We start from the raw sequence: 23,450 nt of genomic DNA on the forward strand, positions 1-23,450 counted from the left end.
CTTAAATCTCTCCCTTATATCACTACTATTTAACGGTTGGAAGCTTGTACGATACGATGCGTATCCCGAGCGATAACCAGTTCCTCGTTGGTAGGGATCACAAGTACCTCGACCTTCGAATTCGCCGCAGAAATACGGCGTGGTTCGCCGGAACGAATGCTGTTCAGCTCCTCATCCAATTCTACTCCGAGATAGGTAAGCTGCTCAAGCACTCTTTGACGAAGAACGATCGAATTCTCGCCGACGCCCGCAGTAAATACGATGACATCCACGCCATTCATGGCAGCAGCATATGACCCGATGTATTTACGAACACGATACTCATACATTTCAAAGGCCAACGTGGAGTTCGGATCGCCTTTTTCCATGCCTTCCGTAATCTCACGCATATCACTGCTGATCCCGGAAATCGCTAATAGTCCGCTATGCTTGTTCAGCATGGAGTTCACTTCATTGACAGTCAGCTCTTCCTTGTTCATGACAAACGGTACGATTGCCGGGTCCAAATCACCGCTGCGTGTACCCATCATGAGCCCTTCCAGCGGAGTCATCCCCATGGAGGTATCGATGGATTTCCCGCCTTTTACGGCTGTCAGGGATGCACCGTTACCGATATGACAGGTAATGATCTTCAAATCCTCCAGCGGCCGGTTCAGAAATTCTGCCGCTGCCTGGCTGACATAGGCGTGGGACGTACCGTGCGCACCGTAACGACGTACTTTATACTTATTATAAAGTACTCTCGGAATAGCGTACAGGTATGATTTCTCAGGCATCGTCTGATGGAATGCCGTATCAAATACAACGACCTGCGGAACGCCCGGCATATTGGTTTCTGCCGCTTTAATCCCCATCATCGATGCGGGATTGTGAAGCGGAGCCAAATCGAACAAGCGGCGGATTTCCGCTTTGGCGTCACTGTCAACGAGCGCGGATTCTTTAAAAGACTCCCCGCCGTGCACGACACGGTGTCCAACGGCCTGAATGCTTTCGATAGAATCGATCACACCGTGTTCCTCGTTCGTGAGCATGCCAAGCACTTTGCGGATCGCCGTGGTATGCTCCAGAATTTCGCTAACTTCCGTAACATCCTGTTTTCCCGTCGGCTTATGCGTCAGAATCGAGGAGTCCATGCCGATCCGCTCAACCAAGCCTTTTGCCAGCACGGATTCATCCGTCATGTTGTACAGTTGATACTTCAGTGAAGAACTACCTGCATTAATTACGAGAATATTCATACCCGATCACCATCCTTATCGTACTTGAAAAAGCCTTCCCCGGTTTTGACGCCTAGTTGCCCTGCGCGGACCAGTTTTTTCAAGACTATCGATGGACGGTATTTCAGTTCGCCGTACTCGCGGAACATGCGCTCCAGCGCAGCGAGAATGGAATCCAAGCCGAAACGGTCGGCCATCTCAAGCGGCCCATGCTGGAAGTTATATCCGATTCTCATCGCGTCATCGATATCTTCCGCCGAAGCCACGCCTTCTTGCAGCAGATGCATCGCTTCGTTGATCATGAGAGTGATCATGCGGGTTGTAACGAAACCTGGAGACTCATACACCATGATGCCTTTTTTATCCGAAACTTCTTCAACAAAGCGTTTCGTTTCCGTAAACGTATGTTCGGAAGTTTTCAGGCCGCGGATGATTTCAACAAGATCTACCTTGGAAACAGGATGAATGAAGTGCATGCCAATAACACGCTCAGGATATTTGGTAGAGCTGGCGAGCTCCGTCAAACTAAGCGTGGATGTATTACTTGCTAATATCACATGGCTCGGACATACTTGATCGAGCTGTGTAAATACCTCTTTCTTCGCTTCCAAGTCCTCTATAATGGTCTCAATCACCATATCGCAGGTGCTAAGCTCGGCAAAATGAGTTACTTTTTGAATCCGGTTCAGTATGAGTTTCTTCTCTGCCTGGGTAATTCCCCACTTCTCCAATTGTTTATCTAGACTGGTCTCGATCATTCGGTATGAATAGTCCAGTTTCTCTGGAGTTTTCTCTACGAGCAGTACGTCAAGACCTTTGGCTGCCAGCATCTCCGCAATGCCCTGCCCCATAGTCCCGCCGCCTACGACGCCGATTTTTTTGAAGTACATGGTTTCTACTCCACCCTTTCCTTATCTCTATACTTTATTGTACCCCATTTGTCGAAAAATACATTTTCAGAGCACAAAGTATAATAATATCTTAGCACGACAAAAAAGTAAAAAAAAATAACCAGCATAACAATTTATGCTGGTAAAAGCGCGTTTTCACGAAATTGACAACGAAATTGTTCCCCAGAGAGGATTTCTTCCTTTAAAAGGATATCAAGAGAATTGTCGAATATTGGCCGTTTTTGTCCCAAGAGATTCTTAGTGCGGTTCATTAACTCTTCCAAAATCACATTATTCTCTTTCATTAACTCTTCAGTTGTTACCATGTTCATGTTAACAATGCCCAGCGACGTCAAACCCGACTTCATCATCGTCTCCACGATGTTCAGCGATTGCTCAAAGTCATTGCTTGAGCCTGTGCTTCGCCCCCCGTAAAAGATCTCTTCGGCGGCCGCACCGCCAAGCGCGATCATAATTTGCTCTTCGAGGAAGGTTTTTGTATACAGATACTGCTCCTCCTGCGGGTTATGACGTACATAACCAAGTGCTTTACCACGCGGGCTCAGCGCAACTTGTTTCACACTCCCGGGACGCACAAGCTCTGCCATAATAGCATGTCCCAATTCATGTATGGCAACGCGCTTCTTCTCTTCCAAATTCGATTCGCGGTCGGAACGCTCACCCATCATTACCTTATCAATCGCCATGGACAAATGGCGCTGATGGATAAACTGTTCATTCTCGCGCATCGTATAAATGGCCGCTTCATTCATGACGCTCTCAAGCTGTGCACCCGAGAAACCGTAAGCTTCCTCGGCGATTTTCTCCAAGTCAACATCTTCATGCAGCGGCTTATTACCCGCATGCAGATTCAAGATATGAGTGCGTCCCTTCTTATCCGGAAGATCTACTTGAATATGACGGTCGAATCGACCTGGACGCAGCAGTGCACTATCCAGCATTTCTTTCCGATTTGTCGCGGCGATAACTAAAATGCGAGGCGTATCCTGTGAATAGATGCCATCCATCTCGGTTAGCAGCTGATTCAGCGTCTGGTCATACTCGCGCTGCTGGCCGCCTTCGCGTTTACCGCCAATGACATCGATCTCATCGATGAAGATGATGGCGTTTTGTTTGTTTTCTTTTGTCGCACGATTCCGGGCATCCTTGAACAAATCCCGGATGCGCCCCGCACCAACACCGACGTACATCTCGACAAATTCACTGCCGGATGCAGCAACAAAGATCGAATCCGTATAATGAGCAGCGGCTTTCGCCATCAACGTCTTCCCTGTTCCCGGAGGCCCGGTTAGGAGAATGCCCTTCAATGGACGAATGCCGAATTTCTTAATGTCTTCATGACGAATCAGAAAATCCAATGCTTCTCGCAGTTCTTGTTTAGCATTATCCTGCCCGCCGATTTCTTCGAACGTCAGCTTGGCAGGTCCGCTCTTTTTCCGCTTGCGCTCATTCCCTGCGCCTACAGCAATACCGCCTTTCATTTTAGCGATAAACAACAAGCCGCCTACAAGTCCTGCAGCGATGAGCAAGGGCACGATGTTCACGCCGACAAATACGAGGAATACCAGCAATACGGGAATAAAGCCTAACATGATTTCTTTAGCCAATTTAGGCATGATTCCACACCTCCATGTTGCCAGGCTGACGCGGCAAGATTATAAATTTACCAGACTTGCCGTCTGACAAGCTGACATAGACATTGGTGTCATCGATGGTTGCTTTTGCTTTCAAATTCGGAGACTGGGCAGCAAGCTGCTCGAGCGATGATTGAATATCGGTATACTGCTTATTATCCATTGCTTCGGCGACTGAAAGCATGGCCTTCTCCCACCATTGATCCAGTGCTTCCGAGGAATGGTCCTCCACCTGGATTTTCAATTCCCGCTTGCCAATCACAGACTTGCCTTCCTTCTTAATATGCTGAACCAAACCTTGTAAATTTGTATCTGGAGCCAAATCAAGATTCAAAGTAACGGTATTCTGTTTAATATCTATATGAGAATCCTTCACGCCGTCATATTGTGACACAACATTTGCCAGCGGATTTTGCAAAGCCATCTGCCGATACAGAAACCATCCGCCAAAGAGAACCGATGCTGAGATCACGACAGTCAGCATGATAGGTACAATGCGTAGTTTCATGAAGTTCCTCCTTCATTTCCTGTATAAAATTTTGTCTATCATTTGGTAACACAAAAATACATATAACAACGATATATTGCGATGCATGTAATTTATATGCTCGTTTTGTACAAGTACGAGTATATCACATCTTATATACTTTTTCATGCATGTCTGTGAAAATATTTAGAACAGTTTTTCCATATTTTTTCTGAATGCGCTTACAATTATGAAGGAAAAAGAGAAGCCCCCTCTTAAATAGTAAGGGACGCCTCTCTTTACTTCGTTTATTATTGATTTGGAAGAATAATGTCATTACCGATCGTGTTACCGTCTTGAAAACGATAAAACCGATAGCCGCGCTGACCGTTGTGTTCATACTGCAGCTGCCAGGCATACTCGCCTTCATACATTCCAGGCAGCAATCGCTTAATTTCCACACCAGGCAATTCGTTATAAATCTGATCCCGAATCTGGGCTTCCGACATCCCTGTATTCAATAAAACGGACTGGACAGCATCGGCACCTTCAACAGGTATGTTGTCATCTGTAAATTTTACCCATACCATACGATCTTGATTGTCCTGATCCTTGCCGCTTACCACCCAATAGTTATTATCCTCGCCCCACACCGATTTATAGGTCTTTCCGGACGAAACCAATTGGCCATGCTGCTTGGCGGCAGCAATCGCCATTCTTTCTTCATTCCAAGTGTCTTTCATAACATATGAATAATAGAGCTGTAAACCAAGCAGTAACAGCAGCACGCCGGATACACTAAGCAAGATCCACTTCGTTTTTTTCTTCAAATCCGTCTTCCTCGCTCCCCTTGATTATTCCCTAGAGGGTTGTAAGACGCTCAAAGGCACGCTGCGCTTCCCGCCGGATACGTTCCTCATCGAGAGTAAGGCTCGCGCCATTCTTCACGACCTGCTTACCGTCAACCCATACATGCTCAACATCCTTCGCACTGGCGGAGTAGATAGCATGAGAAATATAATCCGTCTTCGGAAGGAAGTGCGCCTGATCCGTGTTCAGTGCGATCATATCTGCCTTCATTCCTACCGCAAGCGTACCGATATCCGCAAGGAAAGCTGACTTGGCACCATACTCTGTACCCATCCGAAGCGCTTCGGATGCAGGAATCGCGGTTGGATCCCCGCTTACTCCTTTATGGATCAGTGCCGCCAGGCGCATCTCTTCAAACATATCCAGATTATTATTGCTCGCAGGTCCATCGGTACCCAAAGACACGGTGACCCCGGCTTTCAGTAGTGCAGGCACGCGAGCGATGCCGCTGGCAAGCTTCAGATTGCTGCCTGGATTATGCGACACCATCACTTGATGCTTAGCCAGGATTTCGATTTCTTCATCGGTCAGATGGACGGCATGCGCAAGCAGCGTTGGACGGGAAAACATGCCAAGCTTCTCCAAATGGGCAACAGGGCGGAGTCCGTAATCATTTACATTCTGAGCGACTTCCGTTTCCGTTTCGGACATATGCGTATGCAAAGGCAGATTCAGATCATGGGATGCCTGAACGAATTTCTCGATGAAATCCGGCGGGCATGTGTAAGGTGCATGCGGCGAGATCATCGCCGTAATTCTTCCATCCGCCTTGCCATGCCAGTCTTTCGCGAATGCAACCGCCTCATCCAGCTTCTGCTGCTGCACCTCAGGCGGACATAATCCGATGACACCGCGTGTCAGTACGCCGCGCATTCCTGAGTCCTGCACAACCTTTGCAACCTGATCCATATGATCATACATATCCACAAACGTCGTGGTTCCGCCTTTGATCATCTCAAGCACGGAGAGTGAGGTTCCCCAGTACACATCGTCGGCCGTGAATTTGGCTTCCATCGGCCACATTTTTTCCTGAAGCCATACCTGCAGTGCCAGATCGTCGCCATAACCGCGGAGAAGCGACATCGCCGCATGTCCGTGCGTGTTCACCAATCCAGGCAGGAAAAACAGATGGGTTCCGTCGATAATTTCTGTTCCCTCTTGGACGGTTGGCTCTTCTTCACCCAGGTAGGTTATCCGGTCATTCTCTACAACCATATATCCGCGTAGCACGGACCTTCCTTTCTCTAGTACCGCAAACGTTCCGTTTTTAACCATCCACTTCGTTGTCGTCATGTGCTGTATCCTCCTTACCGTTATCCAAATAATAGGCCAAACTTTGCAAATCCGTAGTAAAATCAGCCGTATGAATCCGGATATGGGATGGAGCTTTCAGGATGGTCGGCGCAAAATTCAGAATAGCCTCGATGCCTGCGGCGATAAGCTGATTCGCTACATTTTGCGCTTCAAAATCCGGAACGGTAATAATCCCGATACGAATGCCGTACTCATGAACCGTCTTCTCCAGTTCCTCCATCGGCTGTACAACCAAATTGTTTATTTTCATACCAACTTTGGGAGAATACGAATCGAAAACCGCCACAATCTTCATATTGTCCTTCAGAAATGCATTGTAATTTGATAATGCATGTCCAAGATTACCGGCCCCAATCAATGCGACATTGATCTTCTGGTCCAGCTTTAGAATCTGGCGAATTTTCTCGATCAGATAAGATACGTCATATCCGATCCCTTTCCGTCCAAAATCACCGAAATACGCTAGGTCCTTACGAATTTGAGCAGGATTGAGGTCCAGTTTTTGTCCCAGTTCCTGGGAGGAAACCGTGGAGACCTCCCTTTTCTGAAGCTCATTCAAATAGCGCAAGTATACAGGTAATCTGCGGACCACGGCTTCCGAAATTTTTTCCGATTTCATGCATGCTCCCCCTAATAATAGGTTAATAACTACATTTCAATGTGATCGTTCATGGTTTCACTTTATTCAGCTTGGTTCTCTACGCCTGCCTCTTCCTGCAGCCATTCCGAAATTCGGGGAACAATCCCCTCGGTCGGCATGTGCTCCATCTTTGGTCCCGGCAAGGAATATAGGAAATATTTTCCGTAATAGGATTCAATGACCCGGGTATCGTACACGATGACAATCCCCTTGTCTTGCGCTGTCCGTACCAGTCGGCCAAATCCCTGTTTGAAGCGAATGACGGCTTGCGGAACCGAAAGCTTCATGAAGGGGTTCTTCTTCTGCTGCTGCAGCAATTCGCTCTTGGCTTCAACCAAAGGGTGATTCGGCGGCTGGAACGGCAGCCGGACGATCGCAAGGCAAGTGAGCGCCTCACCGGGTATGTCAACCCCTTCCCAGAAGGAGCTGGTACCCAGCAGAACCGAGGCGCTGCTATCCTGGAATCTCCGGATTAACTTGGTACGGCTGGTTCCATCCATCCCTTGTCCCAGTACGGTAATATCGCTGGATGCCAGCGCCTCCTTCAAGGGCTCATGCACCTGACGCAGCATCCGGTACGAGGTGAACAGGACAAGCATACGTCCATGCGTAGCGATTGCCGTATCGGCCAATGATTGCACTAGTGTATTCACAAAGAGTGCATCCCCGACCGAGCCCTTCACGCTCGGAAAATCGCGCGGCACGACAAGGAGAGCCTGCTCCCTGTAATTAAACGGGGACGGCAGCAGAACCGTGTTCAGGTTGCCGCTATCTGCCGCTTCCTGTAGACCCAAATTCTCGATCATGAACTGGAACGATTTGTCCACCGACAAGGTCGCCGACGTCAGGATCACGCTTTGTTTCTTGTCAAAAAACAATTCCTTCAAGTGGGTGCTTACATCGACAGGCACCGCATAAAGTTGCAGCGATTTCCCGCGGAAATTGCCGTTAGCCTCCATCCAGTATACCGTGCCTTCATCATTCAGGGCCATGAAGGACCTCAGGTCCTCGCGGTGTGCGGCCAGGTCCTTAAACAGACCCGATAGGTCTGTTAACAGACTGTCGGCACTGTAATCGTCGAGATCTTCCTTCATTTCGGCGATCAGCTTGTCACCCTTGCGTACGACATCGCCCAGTATCACATGAATTTGATGTTCCAGCTCGGCAAGCGAATCCCAATCCTTCGGCTTCTTAAGAGGCGATAAGCGAAGCGAGAATTGACCGGCGTCTCCTGGAGATGCATCTCCGCGTTCCGGAAGCAGTCCGAACAATTGATCGCTGAGTCGATCCCAATTCTCTTTTACGGTGATCAGATCCGGATAAATCCGATCTATGATGGAAGACCACTCGACAGCCTTCTCATGGGATGAAACTTGCAGCAGCTGGCGAAGAGCCGGGAGCTGACCGCTGCGGCTGTCTTTGTACATACGGGTTAGCGTATGGACAACCGAAAAATATTTCATCTGCAAGCCAAGGTGCTTACCGGCGACATCCTCCAGATGATGCGCTTCGTCGATGACGAGACGCTCATAACTCGGAAGCAGCTGGTGATTCGCTTTTACGTCGGTGAACAGCTTCGAATGGTTCGTAATGACAACATCCGCGATGCCCGCTTCATGCTTGGCTCTGTGATAGTAGCATTTGCGGAACCATGGGCAGGCACGGCCAAGACAGGAATCCGAATCGCTGGAGATGGTCTCCCAGAAATCCCCTCCGCGGCCGCCAAGGTTCAGCTCCTCATCATCCCCGTTCTCCGTCTGGGTCAGCCAGACCAGCATCTGCGCCGCGGTGATCACATCTTCCTTCGGTGAATGAAAATCTCTTCTATTTATTTTATGTTCAAATTTTCTCAAACACAAATAATGGCCTCTTCCCTTGAAAATAGCCGCTTTAAACGGAAAAGGAACAACCTGGGTGAGCAGGGGAATATCCCGGTCACGCAGCTGTTCTTGAAGGTTGATCGTATGCGTGCTCACCATAACCTTCTGTTCCTGCTTCACGCTTTGATAAATCGACGGCAGCAAATACCCGAGGGATTTGCCTGTTCCCGTGCCGGCCTCGATTAATAAATGTTTATTGTTATCGAGTGCCTGCATCACTTCCTGGAACATCATGTCCTGGGCATCCCTGCTCTCGTAATGAGGCAGCGTTTCCTTCAGGCGTTCACGTACATCATTCATGTATTGCTCGAAGCTTACATCGGCCAAGGGATTGGGCTCCGTCTCATCCCTGACGGGCGCAATATCGTTCCAATCGTCAACTGCCAGGGCGAATTGACGATAGTACGTATGGGTGTCTCCGGCTTGTACAGCCTGGAGTTCCCTGTCAGCACGGATGCCGTCAAAGAACCAGGCCAAGTCGCTGTCCTCGTCCGCAAACAGGTCGCTTAACCGCTGTACGGTAAGAAGAGGAAGCTCATCGATCTCCTCCAGGCATTTCAGCAGCGCATAGGCTGTGGCAAGCGCATCGCTGTCCGCCTGATGCGGACGGTCATGCTCCAGGCCGAAATGAGAGGACACCATCCCGAGCTGATAAGAAGGCAGCGAGGGAAAACATATTTTTAAGAAGTGCATCGTATCTAGAATTCGGCCGCTGAACGGTAAATAGCCGCAGCGATCGAGTGCATTTTGCAAAAAGTTAAAATCAAAAGCGACATTATGCCCAACCAATACGACATCGTCGAGCATGGGCACTAGTTCCATCATCATTTCTTCCAATGAAGGAGCATTCGCTACATCACTGTCGGAAATGCCGGTCAAACCGGTAATAAAAGGAGGGATCGGAATCCCGGGATTGACATAGGTGCCGTATACGCGGGAGATGCTTCGATCCTCTTCGATGATGGCCAGTCCAACCTGAATGATCTCATCTGCTGACTGGTTGCCCGTGGTTTCAAAATCCAATACGGCAAATTTCATTTCGATAAAATCCCTTTCCTCCAGACTAATTAACAGCATACCAGAAGTTGCGGGTTTTGAACATTCCGGGTAAAAAATCCCCGCGTTCTCCCCCTCCGCTCCATACGGCAAAAAGCGATACCAAAGTCTCATGGATGAGCTCTGGCATCGCTTCTTGTTTGGGCTTGATTTCTACAGCAAAGAGATCAATTGGCTGCCGTACTGGAGCTCACCGCGATTCTGCTTGCAGACCTCCAAATTGATAATGGGGTCAGGAAGCGTCGGGTCGCTGTGGATCGCCAGTGCGAAATGCTCCTCGGCTTTCCCTTGTTGTCCATTCAACACCTCGATGCAACCCAGCGCATTGTAGATCATCGCCCGCATCTTCTTGTTGTCTGCCATGGGCAGGATGGACACCAACACATCGGAAGCTGGTATGGTTTGCCCCAAATAAAGATGGGACATGGCAATATACAGCTTGATCAGAAGGCTATCCGGAAATACCGTGGCGGCCGCCTCAAATTGCTGTATAGCCGGCTGGAACATCAACAACTTGTAATAACCTTGACCGCGAATGAATGCATCAAGCTGCAGTTCAGGCGCTTCGGTCGGTGGAAAAACAGGAGGCGAAGCGGCACTCTCGCGGAAGATGGCCATCTTCTCTTCAAAATGGAGCCATTCCTCGATGATGCCCTCGCTCATGCTTTTGAGCATGTTCCAGTTTTGTACCAGCGCCTGTTTTTGGGGACCTTGAGCAGAAGGGTAATGCTTCACAATTTCATCTAACATGTTGTTCATTTCAGCGAATACATGTTGAAACATAGCTGCATCCCACCCTTAGCGGAAAAATGAGATCAGTGCGTCGACCTGAACTCATTTTCTGTAGAAGACGGTCTTTTCATCCCTTTAGGGTCCCGACACATTTTGGCTCTTAGGAGTCCTCTTAGAGAACCGCGGCGTGAACTTCGCGATATTCCGTCGTAACCGGCTTATTCAATTCGTCAACGATCACGACCGTTGGGGTGTGATTGTCGTATTCCTCTTTGGACATCATGGCATAAGAAATGATAATGACGTTGTCGCCGGGCTGTACAAGCCGTGCGGCAGCCCCGTTCAAGCAGATAACGCCGCTGCCCCGTTCGCCTTTAATTACGTACGTTTCCAAACGAGCGCCATTGTTATTGTTCACGATTTGAACTTTTTCATTCTCCAGAAGATCTGCAGCCTCCATTAGATCCTCATCAATGGTAATGCTGCCCACATAGTTCAGATTGGCTTCCGTCACCGTTGCACGGTGGATTTTGGATTTCATCATTGTTCTAAACATGGGATCCCCCTACTTTTGGTTGAAGTAACGCATTGTCAATGAGACGGGTGCGGCCAAAACGTACGGCCAGCGCCATAATGACGGTTCTGTCTTCATCCGCAATGCGATATGAATCTTCCACGGGAACAAGCTCCGGGAAAGTGAGCAATTCTGCATAATCAATATCAGCGAGCGGGGATCGGGATATATACTCCCGAAGATGAGCACGGATCTCTCCTGCCGTCGCCGCTTGTCCCTGCCGGATTGCCTCCTGAGCGGTCCGCAGAGAGCCCGACAGCACAAGTGCCTGTTCCCGCTCTTCCGGCTTCAGATACACGTTGCGCGAGCTTAGAGCAAGTCCGTCAGATTCGCGGATGATCGGACAAGGCACGATGGTCACATCCATGTTCAAATCCTGTACCATCTGCTCAATCACGGCCACCTGCTGGGCATCCTTCATGCCGAAGAATGCATAGTCAGGTTTTACGATATTAAACAATTTGTTAACAACCGTGGTAACACCGTCAAAATGCCCGGGACGGGAGGCCCCGCACAACAAAGACGTAATTTCCGATACGGCGATCTTGGTTTTGGTCGGCTGAGGATACATTTCCTGAACCGAGGGAATAAAAACCACATTTACTCCTTCGGATTCCGCCAACGCCAAATCGCGTGCCTCATCCCGAGGGTAAGTCTCATAATCCTCACCCGGTCCGAATTGAATCGGATTGACAAAGATACTGACGACCACCGTACCTGCCATTTCTCGGGCCTTACGCATCAGGCTGGCGTGTCCTTCATGCAAATAACCCATCGTAGGCACAAGTCCTACCGGACCACTGCCGGATTCCCGGCGGTCCTGGAGCTCTGATCTTAAATCCGCAATGGTGCGAATCACTTTCATGATGTCGTGCCCACCTTTTCCTTTTTGCTTCCATATAAAGTTGTTGTTTCTGAACCGGCATGATTCTCAGCCTTGAAGACATGCTCCTCTGCCGGGAATGAGCGGTCCTTTACTTCCTTCACATACTGCGTGATGCCTTCACGGATGACGGAGCCGACATCGGCGTATGTTTTCACGAAGCGTTTGTCCCGATAGGGAGACGCGTATTTCAATATATCATGGAATACCAGAACTTGACCGTCGCAGTAACGACCCGCTCCAATGCCAATTGTCGGTATGCTCAGCGCTTTGGATATTTCCGTCGCTGCCTCTTCCGTAACCAGCTCCAATACAATTGCGAATGCTCCAGCCGCTTCAAGTGCCTTTGCATCATTCATGAGCCGCTGCGCGTCTTGGGCATCCTTGCCTTGTATCCGGTAGCCTCCAATCTGATTCACCGACTGAGGCGTCAGCCCGATATGGCCCAGTACCGGTACGCCGGACTGTACAATCCGTTTCACGGTGCCGGCGATTTCTTCGCCGCCCTCCATTTTCACCGCATGCGCATGGCCTTCCTGCATCAATCTCCGCACCCCGCGAAGACTTTCATCAATATCTCCGTGATAGGTCATAAACGGCATATCCGCGACGATGAAAGTGTCCTCCGCTCCACGAGCGACGGCACGGGTATGGTATACCATGTCGTCAAGCGTTACCGGAATGGTGGAATTATAGCCGAGCACGACATTGCCGAGGGAATCGCCTACCAATATCATATCAATATCCGCTTCCTCCGCCAGCTTGGCAGAAGGATAATCGTACGCGGTCAGCATGGTGATCGGTACACCCTTCTTCTTCATGTTCTTCATCTTCACGATGTTCAGTGGTTGTTTGCCTGCCATTGTGACACAGCCTCCTTTGTGTAAATAAGTTAGACACAATAAAAAAAACCTTTTAGCACATACTTGCTAAAAAGTCCGAAAGGCAAAAAAGAGTCACTCGCGATCGTCCCTTCTGTCTCGGTCCTTTCGGCTCAGAGCAGAATCCAACGTAACCGGCATAACAGTTATGAAGGTGTTCTAAAAAAAGTGATACATTTCATTACCCATTGCTGCAGAGTGCAATTCGCTCATGGCGATACCGCCTCTTGGTCATAGTATAACAAATTTGAGCCACGATTTCACCATGTTTCATTTACCTGGTATTAAAAAGAATATCACCGGAATATACGGGGATTAGCTCATGATCTTGGTTGCGAACCAGCAGCGCACCATCTCGGTTGAGTCCTGTGGCAATCCCGCTAAAACGGTCACGGGCCGTCTGAACTTGAACTTCCCTGCCCACCGTGCCGGATAAAGCTTCCCAGAGAGAGGCTATAGGTTCGAAGCCCTGCTCGTTGTACAATTCATATAAAACCTCCATCTCCGCCATGATGGCTTGGATCAGCTCTGTCCGGTTGACGGTTGCTCCGCCAGCCATGCGAATCGAAGTCGCAACGCTGCGCAGTTCCTCCGGAAAATCGGACTCTTTCAGATTGGCGCTGATTCCGATACCGGCAATGCAGTAGCGCACCCTTTCGTCTTCTGTTGCAGACTCCAGCAGGATGCCGCAAACCTTTTTGCCCTGAAAGAGAATGTCGTTTGGCCATTTGATATCGGTCTGCACACCGGCGCACTTCGTGATGGCACGGCATACCGCTACGCCTGTCAACAAGGTGAGCTGTTGGGTTAAATGCAGCGGTTGCTTCGGTCTGAGCACCAGGCTCATCCATATGCCTTTGCCTCTGGGAGAGTGGAATTTCCTTCCCATTCTCCCGCGTCCGCCCGTCTGCTCTTCCGAGATCACAAGCGTGCCCTCCGCTGCCCCTTCTTCCGCCAATTGCCGGGCATCTTCCTGAGTTGACGTCGTTTTGTCCAGCAGCTTCAGCGGTTTACCGAAGGTTTGACTGGTCATCCCCGCTGTCAGTTGTTCCACGCTCAGTTTGTCCGGTTCATCCATCATGCGGTAGCCAAGCCGCGGAACGGCCTCGAAATCATAACCCAAATGACGGAGTTTATTGATCTGCTTCCATACGGCCGTCCGGCTGATGGACAATTTACGGCTGATCTCTTCTCCGGACAAAAATTGGCCGGAATGCTCCTGGAACATTTTCAGAAGTGCATTGTCTTGATCATAATCCTTCATTATGAATTACCACCCGCTTTGCTTCTTCAATCAACGATTCCTTATCGTTGTTAATTAAACCTGCCGCCGCTTTCTCCAGCAATTGCCCGAGAAGTTCTCCAAGCCATGGTCCCCCCCGCTTGTCCAGCGACTCCAGCAGTTCGTTTCCGGTGATGGCCAAATCCTTCAAACTCCGAATTCGGAGCTCCCGGAGCCAACCGTCAAGCTGTTCGATTAAACGTAGTGAGGCAGAGGCCGCCCCCGTTGGATTCAACGCCGTCTGCAGTTGCAACCAGCCTTGAGCTGCCTCGGCTCCGTGGACAAGGACCAGCTTAATCCATTTGTGCCTGACGTTCTCGTTATCTTCCTCTTCCTGCTCTTGCAGATAGGACTCATGAAGCGCGAGCAGTTTAACGATGGCTTCCCGCTGCTTATTAGAGAATGTCCACGATCGCAGCAGCCCCTCTGCTTCCTGGGCTGAAATGCCGCAGGCAAGCAGCAGCAGCGTCCAGCGGATCGTAGAATGCTCCGGCTCGATCCCACTCATGGCTTCTATCGCCTTCGTGTCATGTCCGGTATACGGAAACGGCGCTTTCATTCGGGCGTGCAAGCCGCTGCGGACAAACATCTCCAACCCGCGCAACGGGGCCGGTCCAGTCAAAATCTTTTCAAATTCACTGCGGATGCGCTCCATTGCAATCCAGCTTAAGGTGTCTCTCTCCGAGAGAATCCCCCTCCATGTATGCTGCGCGATGGAGAAACCGAACACGGAGGCGAAACGGATGCAGCGAACCATGCGCAGGGCGTCTTCACGGAAACGGAGACGCGCATCGCCTACGCAGCGGATCACCTGCTTATCAATATCCGCTCGTCCGCCAAACGGATCCACCCAGGATCCATCAATCCCTCGGGCCATCGCATTCATCGTAAAATCGCGCCGTCTCAAATCTTCCTTCACTTCTCGGACGAAAGCAACTTCCGTTGGATGACGGTGATCCGCATAACCGCTCTCCACGCGATACGTCGTCACTTCGAAAGACTGGCCTTCCATCAGCACCGTCACGGTCCCATGCTTGATTCCTGTAGGAATGACCTTGGGGAAGACGGAACAGGTGACTTCCGGCAAGGCGGAGGTGGTAATATCCATATCACTGACCCTGCGTCCCATGTATTCATCACGGACACAGCCTCCGACCCAATACGCTTCATGTCCATGCTGAAGCAGAGTCCGGATCACGTCCGCACTCCGCTCAGCCATATCGGGATCCGCATTGCGCCATCGTATTGAATTAAACATATCTGCCATAGTTCCCCGTTCCTTTATCCGAAAAACAACGAGAGGGTCGAGCTTAGCCGCAGACCGGCTTCAGCTCGCTAACCTCCCGTCCCAATACTCGGTAATATATTTCTTCGTACTTGCCCCGTATCAATTCATTGCAGAACATCGTCTTGGAACGATGCAGGCAAGCCTTGCGCAGCCGCTCACTAAGGGCTTCGTCCTTTAATATTTCAAGCACATGCTGAGCCATCGAGTAGGTGTCTCCGATTGGAGCCAAATATCCGGTTTCGCCATGTGTAATCAATTCGGGAATCCCGCCTGCCGTGGAGCCGACAGTAGGCACTCCGCAGGCCATCGCTTCCAGAGCAACCAGGCCAAAGCTTTCCTTTTCGGAAGGAAGCAGCAGTACATCCGCCATCGAAATCACGTGCGCAATTTCATCTTGTTTGCCTAGGAAATGTACCTTGCTGCCGAGTCCCAGCTCATTGATCCGGCACTGGATTTTCGGAAGCTCAGGCCCTTCCCCGACAAGCAGCAGTTTCGCCGGTACCTGTTCCTGAACCTGAGCGAATATTTCCAACACGTCAGCTACCCGTTTTACCGGACGGAAGTTGGAAATATGCATCAAAATCTTTTCATTCGGTTCCGCATAATCTTTACGCAGCGATTCCGAATCCCGTGGATAGTACACCCGTGGATCCACAAAATTGTAGGTAAGGTCAATATCCCGGCTTATATCCAGCAGCTCCCGCGTTTCTCGGATGAGATCCTGAGAAACAGCCGTAACGGCATCACTTTCATTAATGGCGAGCCGAATCAAATCCTTCAGCGATTCATCCTGCGCCAGTACTGTGATATCGGTTCCGTGCAGCGTCGTGACGACCTTCAGCTGATCTCCGACCATCTGCTTCGCTAAGAAGGCACACACGGCGTGTGGCACCGCATAGTGCACATGCAGCACGTCAAGCTGCTGCATTTTGGCTACCTGAGCCATCTTTGTCGCTAGCGACAGATCATATGGCGGGTATCGAAACACATAGTAGTCGTTCACTTCAACTTCATGATAAAAAATATTTTTATGGAACGTCCCTAACCGGAACGGAATGCTGTGAGCAATAAAATGAACCTGGTGACCTTGCTCGGCCAGGAGTTTTCCCAGCTCTGTCGCCACCACGCCCGACCCGCCCAATGAAGGGTAACAGGTAATGCCGATTTTTAATGGTTGTTGATTCATGTCAGGCCTCCTTTACGTACGCCTCTATATATTATGCCTGCTTGGAGCCGAATAGATGAACAACATACGGACTTTTACAAGCGAAGCCTTCTGCATAAGGAATAAGCCTGCGCGCTCCAAGCAGTGAATCCCTGGCCCGCACACGCTCTATGTACCCCTCTGTCAACGGGGTAGAGACTGCATCTTCTTCAGCCTTCTGGAACTGGGAACGGTAACTAGACAGGGCCTGCTCCTTGACGCCGTAATGATCCGTAACGTCAACGACGAGGTCCGTTCTTCCGATATCATTAATGAAATAAAAATAAAGCTCGTCCACCTTAACTGGCGGCTGCTCGGGCATGTAACGACGAAGTTTGGCATTAAATACAGCTTCCTCAACCAAACGGCTGCAAGCCACATGGTCCGGATGGCGATCCTCCCAGTAAGGAGCAAACACAATCGAGGGAGCAAACTTGCGAATCTCGGCCGTGACCCGTTCAATGTTCTCTGGCGTCGCAAATAAACCGCGGTCCGGCAGTCCCAGATTCGTACGGACCTTGAGATCCAAAATCCGGGCAGCTTGCTCGGCCTCCTGCTTGCGAATGTCGACGGTACCGTTAGACGACATCTCGGCCTGCGTCAGATCGCAGATCCCGACCGACAGTCCAGCTGCCGTATGCTTCGCAATCGTTCCTGCCATTCCGATCTCGGCATCGTCTGCGTGTGCTCCGAAGATTAAAATATCCAGTTGGCTGTTCATTAGCTATCCACACCCGGTTTGTATTTATGAACGAGTTCCCGCCATGCAAAATCGCCACGGTCCAGCGCTTTAACTAATATCTCGGCTGTTGCCACATTGGTAGCAAGCGGAATTCCCTGCACGTCGCATAAACGAAGGAGTGCATTAATGTCCGGTTCATGAGGCTGCGCCATTAAAGGATCCCGTAAAAAAATAATCAGATCCATCTCATTGTCCGCAACGAGTGCACCAATCTGCTGATCGCCGCCAAGCGGTCCTGAAGCAAAACGGTGAATGCTGAGCTTAGTTTGCTCCATAATACGGGTCCCCGTCGTTCCCGTTGAGTAAAGATTATGATCTTCGAATACATTTTCATATGCGATAACGAAATTGACCATTTCCTCTTTTTTACGATCATGAGCGATAAATGCAATATTCATAGTAATTTCTCCCCTATGTTAGTCAATAAAATGATCAAATCCATAGACCAAGCCGGTGTAACCCATTACCTTCTCTATAGCCATCTTCACGCCCGGCATATAAGCTGCACGCTCATAAGAATCATGTCGGATCTTCAGGCTTTGACCGTAACCGCCAAATATGACCTCCTGCTGGGCAAAGACGCCCGGCAGACGAACGCTGTGAATACGGAAGCCGTTATAATACCCGCCTCTGGCGCCCTCAATGACCTCTTCTTCCTTCGGATTGCCTTGGCGGATCTCCTCGCGGTTTGCAGCAATCATTTCCGCTGTTTTGATCGATGTTCCGGATGGCGCATCAAGCTTCTGGTCGCCATGGGTTTCAATGATTTCAACATGAGGCAAATATTTGGCAGCCGAAGCGGCAAACTTCATCATCAGGATCGCTCCGATGGAAAAGTTCGGTGCAATCAAACCACCGATATTCTGCTCCGTACACTGCTTGTCCAACTCTTCGATTTGCTCTGGCGTGAAGCCGGTTGTGCCCATGATCGGACGCACGCCGTGCTTAATGGCCAGAGCCGTGTTGGTATAGGCAAATTGCGGTGCTGTAAAATCAACCATGACATCCGGTTTCGTTTCGACGAGCGCCATCTCCAGATCGGAAGTCACCGTAACGCCGCAAGCAGGAAGACCCACAAGCGTTCCTGCATCAGCACCTGCATCCGATCGGCCGACAGCGGCAACCAGTTCCAGCTCCTCATCGCCCAAAACAAGCTTCACTACTTCTTTACCCATACGGCCGCCGGCACCGACGACCGCAACTGTCCATTTGTTTGCCATTTTTACATTTCCTCACTTTCAATCCGATGCTGTATCCTGCATATATGATTTCAAGCGCTGTTTGAGTTCCTCCATAATATGCTGAAGCCCACTCTCCTGCGGGTACAATGAGATGACCTCTTTTAGAGTGGAAATGGCACGCGCATGCTCATCGAGTTCGCTATAGACCAGAGCAAGCCATACGTAGGCTTGAGCGTATAAAGGGTCCATCGCTACGGCTGATTTCAGATGAGACACGGCCTGATAGAGCTCCGACTTGGTCACATCCTTGCGATTTTCCACCATTTTTCTGGCACGCTGCACCAGCTCCGCCGCCTTGATATGCTGTAAGTGAAGCGCATATTCCGGTTTGTCAGGCTGCAGCCTGACGGCCTCTTCGGCGTGTGTAATCGCCATCTCCAGTTTGTTGCTTCTGCCGTAGGTAATGGAGCATCGGTAATGCACTTCGGCATCTCCCGGGTTCGCAATGATCGCTTGCTCAAACCAACGTAAGGCCTCTTCGAAATCATTTTGAAGGATGCATCGATATGCTTTTTGTATATAACTTTCAGGTTTCACGGGCTGTCCCTCCCCACAGCGGGTTTGGTACAGCATATGTAGCAGCAGCCTAATCGGTGTTTATTTTCGTCCAACGATCGGCATCACGCGTCGCAAATTTATGCATGACTTTAGCGTGTGCTTCCGCGAGATCGATGCCAAGAGAATTGGCAAAACAAATCGTAATGAACAATATATCTCCAAGTTCCATTTCGATGGAATTGTCTGCTTCATCCGCTTTTTTCGGCTTCTCACCGAACTGATGATTAACCTCTCTGGCGAGTTCGCCCACCTCTTCCGACATCCGGGCCATCATGGATAAAGGACTGAAATAACCTTCCTTGAATTGTGATATGTATTGATCGACTTCCTGCTGCATTTCAGCCATTGATTTTCCCAAGACTCTAAAACTCCCTTCACTGCACAGTCTGCCTCAACTTGTAACCTCCAAGCCGAAAAGCAGCATTCTCTCATGACGAGCGATTGGTTTTAAACCTATGTTATCGTAAAGCGGATTTGAAAACAAATAATTTTTTATGGCTGGAACATGATCAGCACATACTAGGTAGGTGTGCAAGCAACCCAGACATACGGGTAATATCCACAATCGGGAATGCGAGGGGTCTTATGAAAACGTCCAAGTTGCTCCATCAGCTTCAAACGATCATTCCGATCATCGCCGGCTCCGCTATTTACGCATTCGGCCTGCTGTATTTCATCATTCCGAATGAACTCATGGAGGGGGGCGTCACCGGCATTACCGTACTGCTGAACTATGCCTTTAACATATCGCCGTCCATCTCAACCATGGCGCTTAATATCCCGCTATTCTTGGTCGGCATGAAAATCCTCGGTAAACGCCAATCGATTTACACAGGTCTTGGCATCGCCTCATTAACCCTGTTTCTGTGGCTGTTCGAAGCTTTGATCGACCGCGGCTATGTTGTGCCGTTTCAGACCGAACAGGATTATATTCTTGCTGCGCTCTACGCAGGTGTCACATTGGGGGCTGGACTCGGTATCGTGTTCCGGTTTGGCGGGACAACGGGCGGTTCAGACATCATTGCCAGAATCATCAACCGGAAATTCGGCTTCAGCATGGGCCAGATCATTCTATCGCTAGATATCTTGATTATCGGGCTTTCCTTATTCTTTATCCCGCTCGAGCGGATATTGTATACCCTCGTGGCCGTATTCATCGCTTCCAAGGTCATCGATTTCATACAGGAAGGGGCCTATGCGGCCAAAGCCTTCACCATCATCAGTGATCAGGCCCCAGATATCGCCCATCGCATATCAACCGAGATGGAGCGCGGGGTTACGCTTATCCCCGCCATCGGCGCCTACTCCAAGCAAGCCAAGCATATGGTATACTGCGTCGTATCGAGGCAGGAAATTCGCCGCCTAACGGGAATCGCCAAATCGTTGGACCCTCGGGCATTTATTATCATTAATGATGTCAATGATGTGCATGGCGAAGGATTTAAAGAGGAATAGCCCGGTTCGCACCGGGCCTCAATCGGAACAGCTATGGATTCCCGCCTACATTTTGCGAGGGAACATTGGTTTTGCGCTATTCAACTGGCCCCGGTATTTGCGGTATCCCGCAAACGTTAATGCCGCCAAAATGAAAGCACCGATGACCAGCTGCCACGTCCATGGTTCCTTGACCTCTCCCAGCGGAGCGAGGGCTGGCTCATCCTTCTTTTTGCCAAACAACGTGTTGATCATTTCCTCGCCCTGAGGAACCACTTTTTGCACCTGTGCCGTGTCTCCGGATGACACCAGACCCCCGGCATAGGATATCCAGGATTCCATCATGTTAACATCCTCAGGCTTTCGCTGTATGACAACGGAAGGACGGATGAGTTCATAATGTCCACTCAGGCTGTCATACGCTCGTCTCATGCCAGCCTGATCCTGCTGGACGGCATACTCCCCCATGACTCTCAGATCTTCACGTATGACCTTATAATATTGCAGCCATAACGCATCTCTGGCATGGATCAGGCTATCGGTTGCCATTCGGAGTTTACCTGCGGACACCATCCAGTGCTGCGGGTCCTGTGTGGCCCTTGCCGTGGCTTCCTTCATTTCCAGAATGCTCTCAGCCAATGCATGAATACCTTCTACTCCGGTCAATCCCTGAAATGACGAAGCCTCAAATAACCCGGATACCCGGCGAATATCCTCCAGCACGGCTTGTACATTGCCTTCTTCCACATGGCGGTATAACTGCTCCACTTCCTTGTTCAGCGCCTTGGCCTGTATGGACGCGGCGGGCGAAGCCTCTGACTGTCCGTTTGCCGGGGTAGCCCGCACAGGATCACCCATGCTGACGGTAACCAGCATAAGCAGTGCAGACAGGCACAGCAGGAGCTTCGGAAAGGTTCGAAACATGGGACATCCCTCCTACCGTATATGTATGGCAGAAGGGATGCTCATAGAACCGCGTTGCCTACACAGCTAACGTTGTTTGGATTTCCCATACTTCATGAAAATCCAACCGGCGAAACCGCTGAAGAGAGTCAAAAGATACGTGAACAGCTCGACCGCCGATAAGTCGTCATATAACTGACCCGGCAGCCAAGGAAATACGCCGTACGTATAATCGACGGTATCATTCAGCAGTGTCCAAGCAATGGCCCCCGTGAGCGCTGTCCAGCGATAATGAAACAATCGTACGAACAATAGCGCTTCCACCGCCATCGCCGTATGGGAAGCGACGAGCATCCAATCCTGCCATGCCAGCACATCCCCTTGGGCTTGTCCGGCAAATATGATGGCCACAGCCCATATCCCATACTTCACCGATGTAACAACCGCCAGCGCCTCAATGAATTGCTGAAACAAGGAGCCCCCAAGCCCCCGAGGCGGGTAAAGGAGCAGCAGCAGTGCCAAACTGAAGAATAAACTGGCCGTCGGGCTGTCCGGTACGAATATGACCTGCCATATCAAGCCATGATCCACCGTATCGACCATTTGACCACCGTACCATATGTATCCATAGATCGTTCCAAGGATGTTGCATATGAGCAGCAACCAGAGAATCGATCGCTTGCTTAGAAATTCCCGGCTCCATAAAAACGAAATTGACAAAATCGGTCCTCCAATCCTGTTCCTGTATTCTTTAGACTAATGCCGATTATACCTAAACCAGGGACATATTTCATCTATGTACGCATTTAAAAAAGAACCTGACCGTTATACGGTCAGGTTCTTTAATGCATGTTACTCTGAAGCAGCTTCTGCCTTCTGGCTTGCGAGCCATTCAGCCAACTGGTCGAGTTCTGCTTCGGTGACACCAAGTCCTAAAGCCTGATCTTTCATAGCAGGCATAGTTCCTTGGCCATTTTCAATGATAGCCATGATCTCTTCCTTGGTGTGGGTATCCCCGACACCACGAAGCGACGGTCCGGATGCCCCTTTCAAATCTGCAGCATGACAGGAGATACAGGTAGCTGTCTTAAAGGTTTCCATAGCCGGATTATCCTTATCCACGATCGCTACAACACTGTCTTCAGCCTGCTTGCCACTAGTCGTTGGTAGACCAGCTGCATGCTTCTCTTCCGCCTCTTCTTCACGCTGAATATGCTCCGGTTTCTGTCCAGTGGCTTCCAGCTCATGCACATAGTGCGTCCATGCTGCATTCGTCAGATAGATGACTGCAAATAACGACAGAATCATAAGGGCCGAAGTAATAGGCCGCTTGTAGAATCGCCGCTCTTTCCCCGTATCAAGGAAAGGAACAAGGAGCAATGCGCCGAAGGCAACGCCCGAGACACCAATCGTACCAAGTACTACATAATCACCGGAAGCGTACGGAAGCTTCAGGTATTCATACAGGAACAGGAAGTACCAGTCCGGCATCGGGATTACTGAAGCTCCCGGATCCGCCGGATAACCGAGCGGAGCCGGCTCCGAGATGGTCAGCACAAGAAAACCGACCAGTACAACTACACCAACCATCCATTCCTTCAACAAGAAGTTAGGAATGAACGCTTCTGATTTGCCGGGATAAGCGGTGTAATCCGGCGGCGTAACCCAACCGCTGCCTTTTTTCACACGCGAATCGCCGACATAAACTACTTTCTCATCAGATTTATGACCATGTGCCAT

At 50.0% G+C, this 23,450-nt stretch carries 24 protein-coding genes; 1 reads left to right on the forward strand and 23 read right to left on the reverse strand.

Annotation, left to right across the window (positions count from 1 at the left end):
- Nucleotides 1-29: 29 nt before the first annotated feature.
- The 20 genes from ACETK5_RS16615 to ACETK5_RS16710 all read right to left on the reverse strand — a co-directional run bounded on the left by ACETK5_RS16615 (nucleotide 30) and on the right by ACETK5_RS16710 (nucleotide 19,731).
- Nucleotides 30-1,238, reverse strand: coding sequence for an acetate/propionate family kinase (locus tag ACETK5_RS16615; protein WP_100536354.1), 1,209 nt, complete (start codon nucleotides 1,236-1,238; stop codon nucleotides 30-32).
- Nucleotides 1,235-2,107, reverse strand: a complete 873-nt coding sequence (locus ACETK5_RS16620; RefSeq protein WP_100536353.1) for a 3-hydroxyacyl-CoA dehydrogenase family protein — start codon at nucleotides 2,105-2,107, stop codon at nucleotides 1,235-1,237. The genes ACETK5_RS16615 and ACETK5_RS16620 overlap by 4 nt, the downstream gene beginning before the upstream one ends.
- Nucleotides 2,108-2,241: 134 nt before the next feature.
- Nucleotides 2,242-3,744 carry an AAA family ATPase gene (locus tag ACETK5_RS16625; protein ID WP_100536352.1) on the reverse strand — a complete coding sequence of 501 codons (1,503 nt, stop codon included), beginning with the start codon at nucleotides 3,742-3,744 and terminating at the stop codon, nucleotides 2,242-2,244.
- A complete protein-coding gene (locus ACETK5_RS16630; protein WP_100536351.1) occupies nucleotides 3,737-4,270 on the reverse strand; it encodes a hypothetical protein in 534 nt (177 codons plus the stop codon). The genes ACETK5_RS16625 and ACETK5_RS16630 overlap by 8 nt, the downstream gene beginning before the upstream one ends.
- 269 nt (nucleotides 4,271-4,539) lie before the next feature.
- Nucleotides 4,540-5,058 carry a cell wall elongation regulator TseB-like domain-containing protein gene (locus tag ACETK5_RS16635; RefSeq protein ID WP_326112145.1) on the reverse strand — a complete coding sequence of 173 codons (519 nt, stop codon included), beginning with the start codon at nucleotides 5,056-5,058 and terminating at the stop codon, nucleotides 4,540-4,542.
- 31 nt (nucleotides 5,059-5,089) lie between these two features.
- Entirely contained in the window at nucleotides 5,090-6,391 is a 1,302-nt protein-coding gene (locus ACETK5_RS16640; protein ID WP_100536349.1) for an amidohydrolase, read from the reverse strand.
- Nucleotides 6,366-7,031, reverse strand: coding sequence for a redox-sensing transcriptional repressor Rex (locus ACETK5_RS16645; protein WP_100536348.1), 666 nt, complete (start codon nucleotides 7,029-7,031; stop codon nucleotides 6,366-6,368). Before ACETK5_RS16645 ends, ACETK5_RS16640 begins: the two co-directional genes overlap by 26 nt.
- A 62-nt stretch (nucleotides 7,032-7,093) precedes the next feature.
- Nucleotides 7,094-9,970 (reverse strand): ATP-dependent DNA helicase DinG, encoded by a 2,877-nt coding sequence (gene dinG / locus ACETK5_RS16650; RefSeq protein ID WP_394057453.1) that lies wholly within the window; start codon nucleotides 9,968-9,970, stop codon nucleotides 7,094-7,096.
- A 171-nt stretch (nucleotides 9,971-10,141) separates the two neighbouring features.
- The gene (locus tag ACETK5_RS16655; RefSeq protein ID WP_246059775.1) at nucleotides 10,142-10,747 is read right to left on the reverse strand and encodes a hypothetical protein; all 606 of its coding nucleotides are present in this window, start codon (nucleotides 10,745-10,747) and stop codon (nucleotides 10,142-10,144) included.
- 145 nt (nucleotides 10,748-10,892) lie between these two features.
- Nucleotides 10,893-11,276 (reverse strand): aspartate 1-decarboxylase, encoded by a 384-nt coding sequence (gene panD / locus ACETK5_RS16660; protein WP_100536345.1) that lies wholly within the window; start codon nucleotides 11,274-11,276, stop codon nucleotides 10,893-10,895.
- Nucleotides 11,269-12,159: a pantoate--beta-alanine ligase gene (gene panC, locus ACETK5_RS16665; RefSeq protein ID WP_326112148.1), complete on the reverse strand. Its 891-nt coding sequence runs from the start codon at nucleotides 12,157-12,159 to the stop codon at nucleotides 11,269-11,271. Before panC ends, panD begins: the two co-directional genes overlap by 8 nt.
- The gene (gene panB, locus ACETK5_RS16670; RefSeq protein ID WP_326117896.1) at nucleotides 12,156-13,040 is read right to left on the reverse strand and encodes a 3-methyl-2-oxobutanoate hydroxymethyltransferase; all 885 of its coding nucleotides are present in this window, start codon (nucleotides 13,038-13,040) and stop codon (nucleotides 12,156-12,158) included. Before panB ends, panC begins: the two co-directional genes overlap by 4 nt.
- A gap of 292 nt (nucleotides 13,041-13,332) precedes the next feature.
- Nucleotides 13,333-14,322 (reverse strand): biotin--[acetyl-CoA-carboxylase] ligase, encoded by a 990-nt coding sequence (locus ACETK5_RS16675; protein ID WP_394056829.1) that lies wholly within the window; start codon nucleotides 14,320-14,322, stop codon nucleotides 13,333-13,335.
- A complete protein-coding gene (locus ACETK5_RS16680) occupies nucleotides 14,309-15,607 on the reverse strand; it encodes a CCA tRNA nucleotidyltransferase (protein ID WP_394056831.1) in 1,299 nt (432 codons plus the stop codon). Before ACETK5_RS16680 ends, ACETK5_RS16675 begins: the two co-directional genes overlap by 14 nt.
- 43 nt (nucleotides 15,608-15,650) lie before the next feature.
- Nucleotides 15,651-16,814 (reverse strand): N-acetyl-alpha-D-glucosaminyl L-malate synthase BshA, encoded by a 1,164-nt coding sequence (gene bshA, locus ACETK5_RS16685; protein ID WP_100536340.1) that lies wholly within the window; start codon nucleotides 16,812-16,814, stop codon nucleotides 15,651-15,653.
- Nucleotides 16,815-16,845: 31 nt separating this feature from the next.
- Nucleotides 16,846-17,553 (reverse strand): bacillithiol biosynthesis deacetylase BshB1, encoded by a 708-nt coding sequence (gene bshB1, locus ACETK5_RS16690; RefSeq protein WP_326112152.1) that lies wholly within the window; start codon nucleotides 17,551-17,553, stop codon nucleotides 16,846-16,848.
- Nucleotides 17,553-17,972, reverse strand: a complete 420-nt coding sequence (mgsA, locus tag ACETK5_RS16695) for a methylglyoxal synthase (protein WP_071218384.1) — start codon at nucleotides 17,970-17,972, stop codon at nucleotides 17,553-17,555. The genes bshB1 and mgsA overlap by 1 nt, the downstream gene beginning before the upstream one ends.
- A gap of 18 nt (nucleotides 17,973-17,990) precedes the next feature.
- Nucleotides 17,991-18,794 (reverse strand): 4-hydroxy-tetrahydrodipicolinate reductase, encoded by an 804-nt coding sequence (gene dapB, locus ACETK5_RS16700; protein ID WP_326112154.1) that lies wholly within the window; start codon nucleotides 18,792-18,794, stop codon nucleotides 17,991-17,993.
- Between the two features lie 18 nt (nucleotides 18,795-18,812).
- Nucleotides 18,813-19,352, reverse strand: coding sequence for a tetratricopeptide repeat protein (locus ACETK5_RS16705; RefSeq protein ID WP_071218386.1), 540 nt, complete (start codon nucleotides 19,350-19,352; stop codon nucleotides 18,813-18,815).
- A gap of 49 nt (nucleotides 19,353-19,401) precedes the next feature.
- Nucleotides 19,402-19,731: a nucleotide pyrophosphohydrolase gene (locus ACETK5_RS16710; RefSeq protein WP_071218387.1), complete on the reverse strand. Its 330-nt coding sequence runs from the start codon at nucleotides 19,729-19,731 to the stop codon at nucleotides 19,402-19,404.
- Nucleotides 19,732-19,958: 227 nt separating this feature from the next.
- Between ACETK5_RS16710 and ACETK5_RS16715 the strand changes: the two genes are divergently transcribed.
- Nucleotides 19,959-20,828: a YitT family protein gene (locus ACETK5_RS16715; RefSeq protein ID WP_100536336.1), complete on the forward strand. Its 870-nt coding sequence runs from the start codon at nucleotides 19,959-19,961 to the stop codon at nucleotides 20,826-20,828.
- A 45-nt stretch (nucleotides 20,829-20,873) separates the two neighbouring features.
- Here the strand turns inward: ACETK5_RS16715 and ACETK5_RS16720 are convergent, their stop codons facing one another.
- From ACETK5_RS16720 to ACETK5_RS16730, 3 genes are all read right to left on the reverse strand, one after another.
- Nucleotides 20,874-21,731: a sporulation protein YpjB gene (locus ACETK5_RS16720; protein WP_326112155.1), complete on the reverse strand. Its 858-nt coding sequence runs from the start codon at nucleotides 21,729-21,731 to the stop codon at nucleotides 20,874-20,876.
- Nucleotides 21,732-21,797: 66 nt separating this feature from the next.
- On the reverse strand, nucleotides 21,798-22,430 hold the full coding sequence (locus ACETK5_RS16725; protein ID WP_100536334.1) for a DUF1405 domain-containing protein: 633 nt from the start codon (nucleotides 22,428-22,430) through the stop codon (nucleotides 21,798-21,800).
- A gap of 132 nt (nucleotides 22,431-22,562) precedes the next feature.
- Nucleotides 22,563-23,450: a menaquinol-cytochrome c reductase cytochrome b/c subunit gene (locus ACETK5_RS16730; RefSeq protein ID WP_394056835.1), complete on the reverse strand. Its 888-nt coding sequence runs from the start codon at nucleotides 23,448-23,450 to the stop codon at nucleotides 22,563-22,565.

This window comes from Paenibacillus ilasis, from assembly GCF_043195395.1.
In the GTDB taxonomy this organism is placed as follows: Bacteria; Bacillota; Bacilli; order Paenibacillales; family Paenibacillaceae; genus Paenibacillus_AQ; species Paenibacillus_AQ lautus.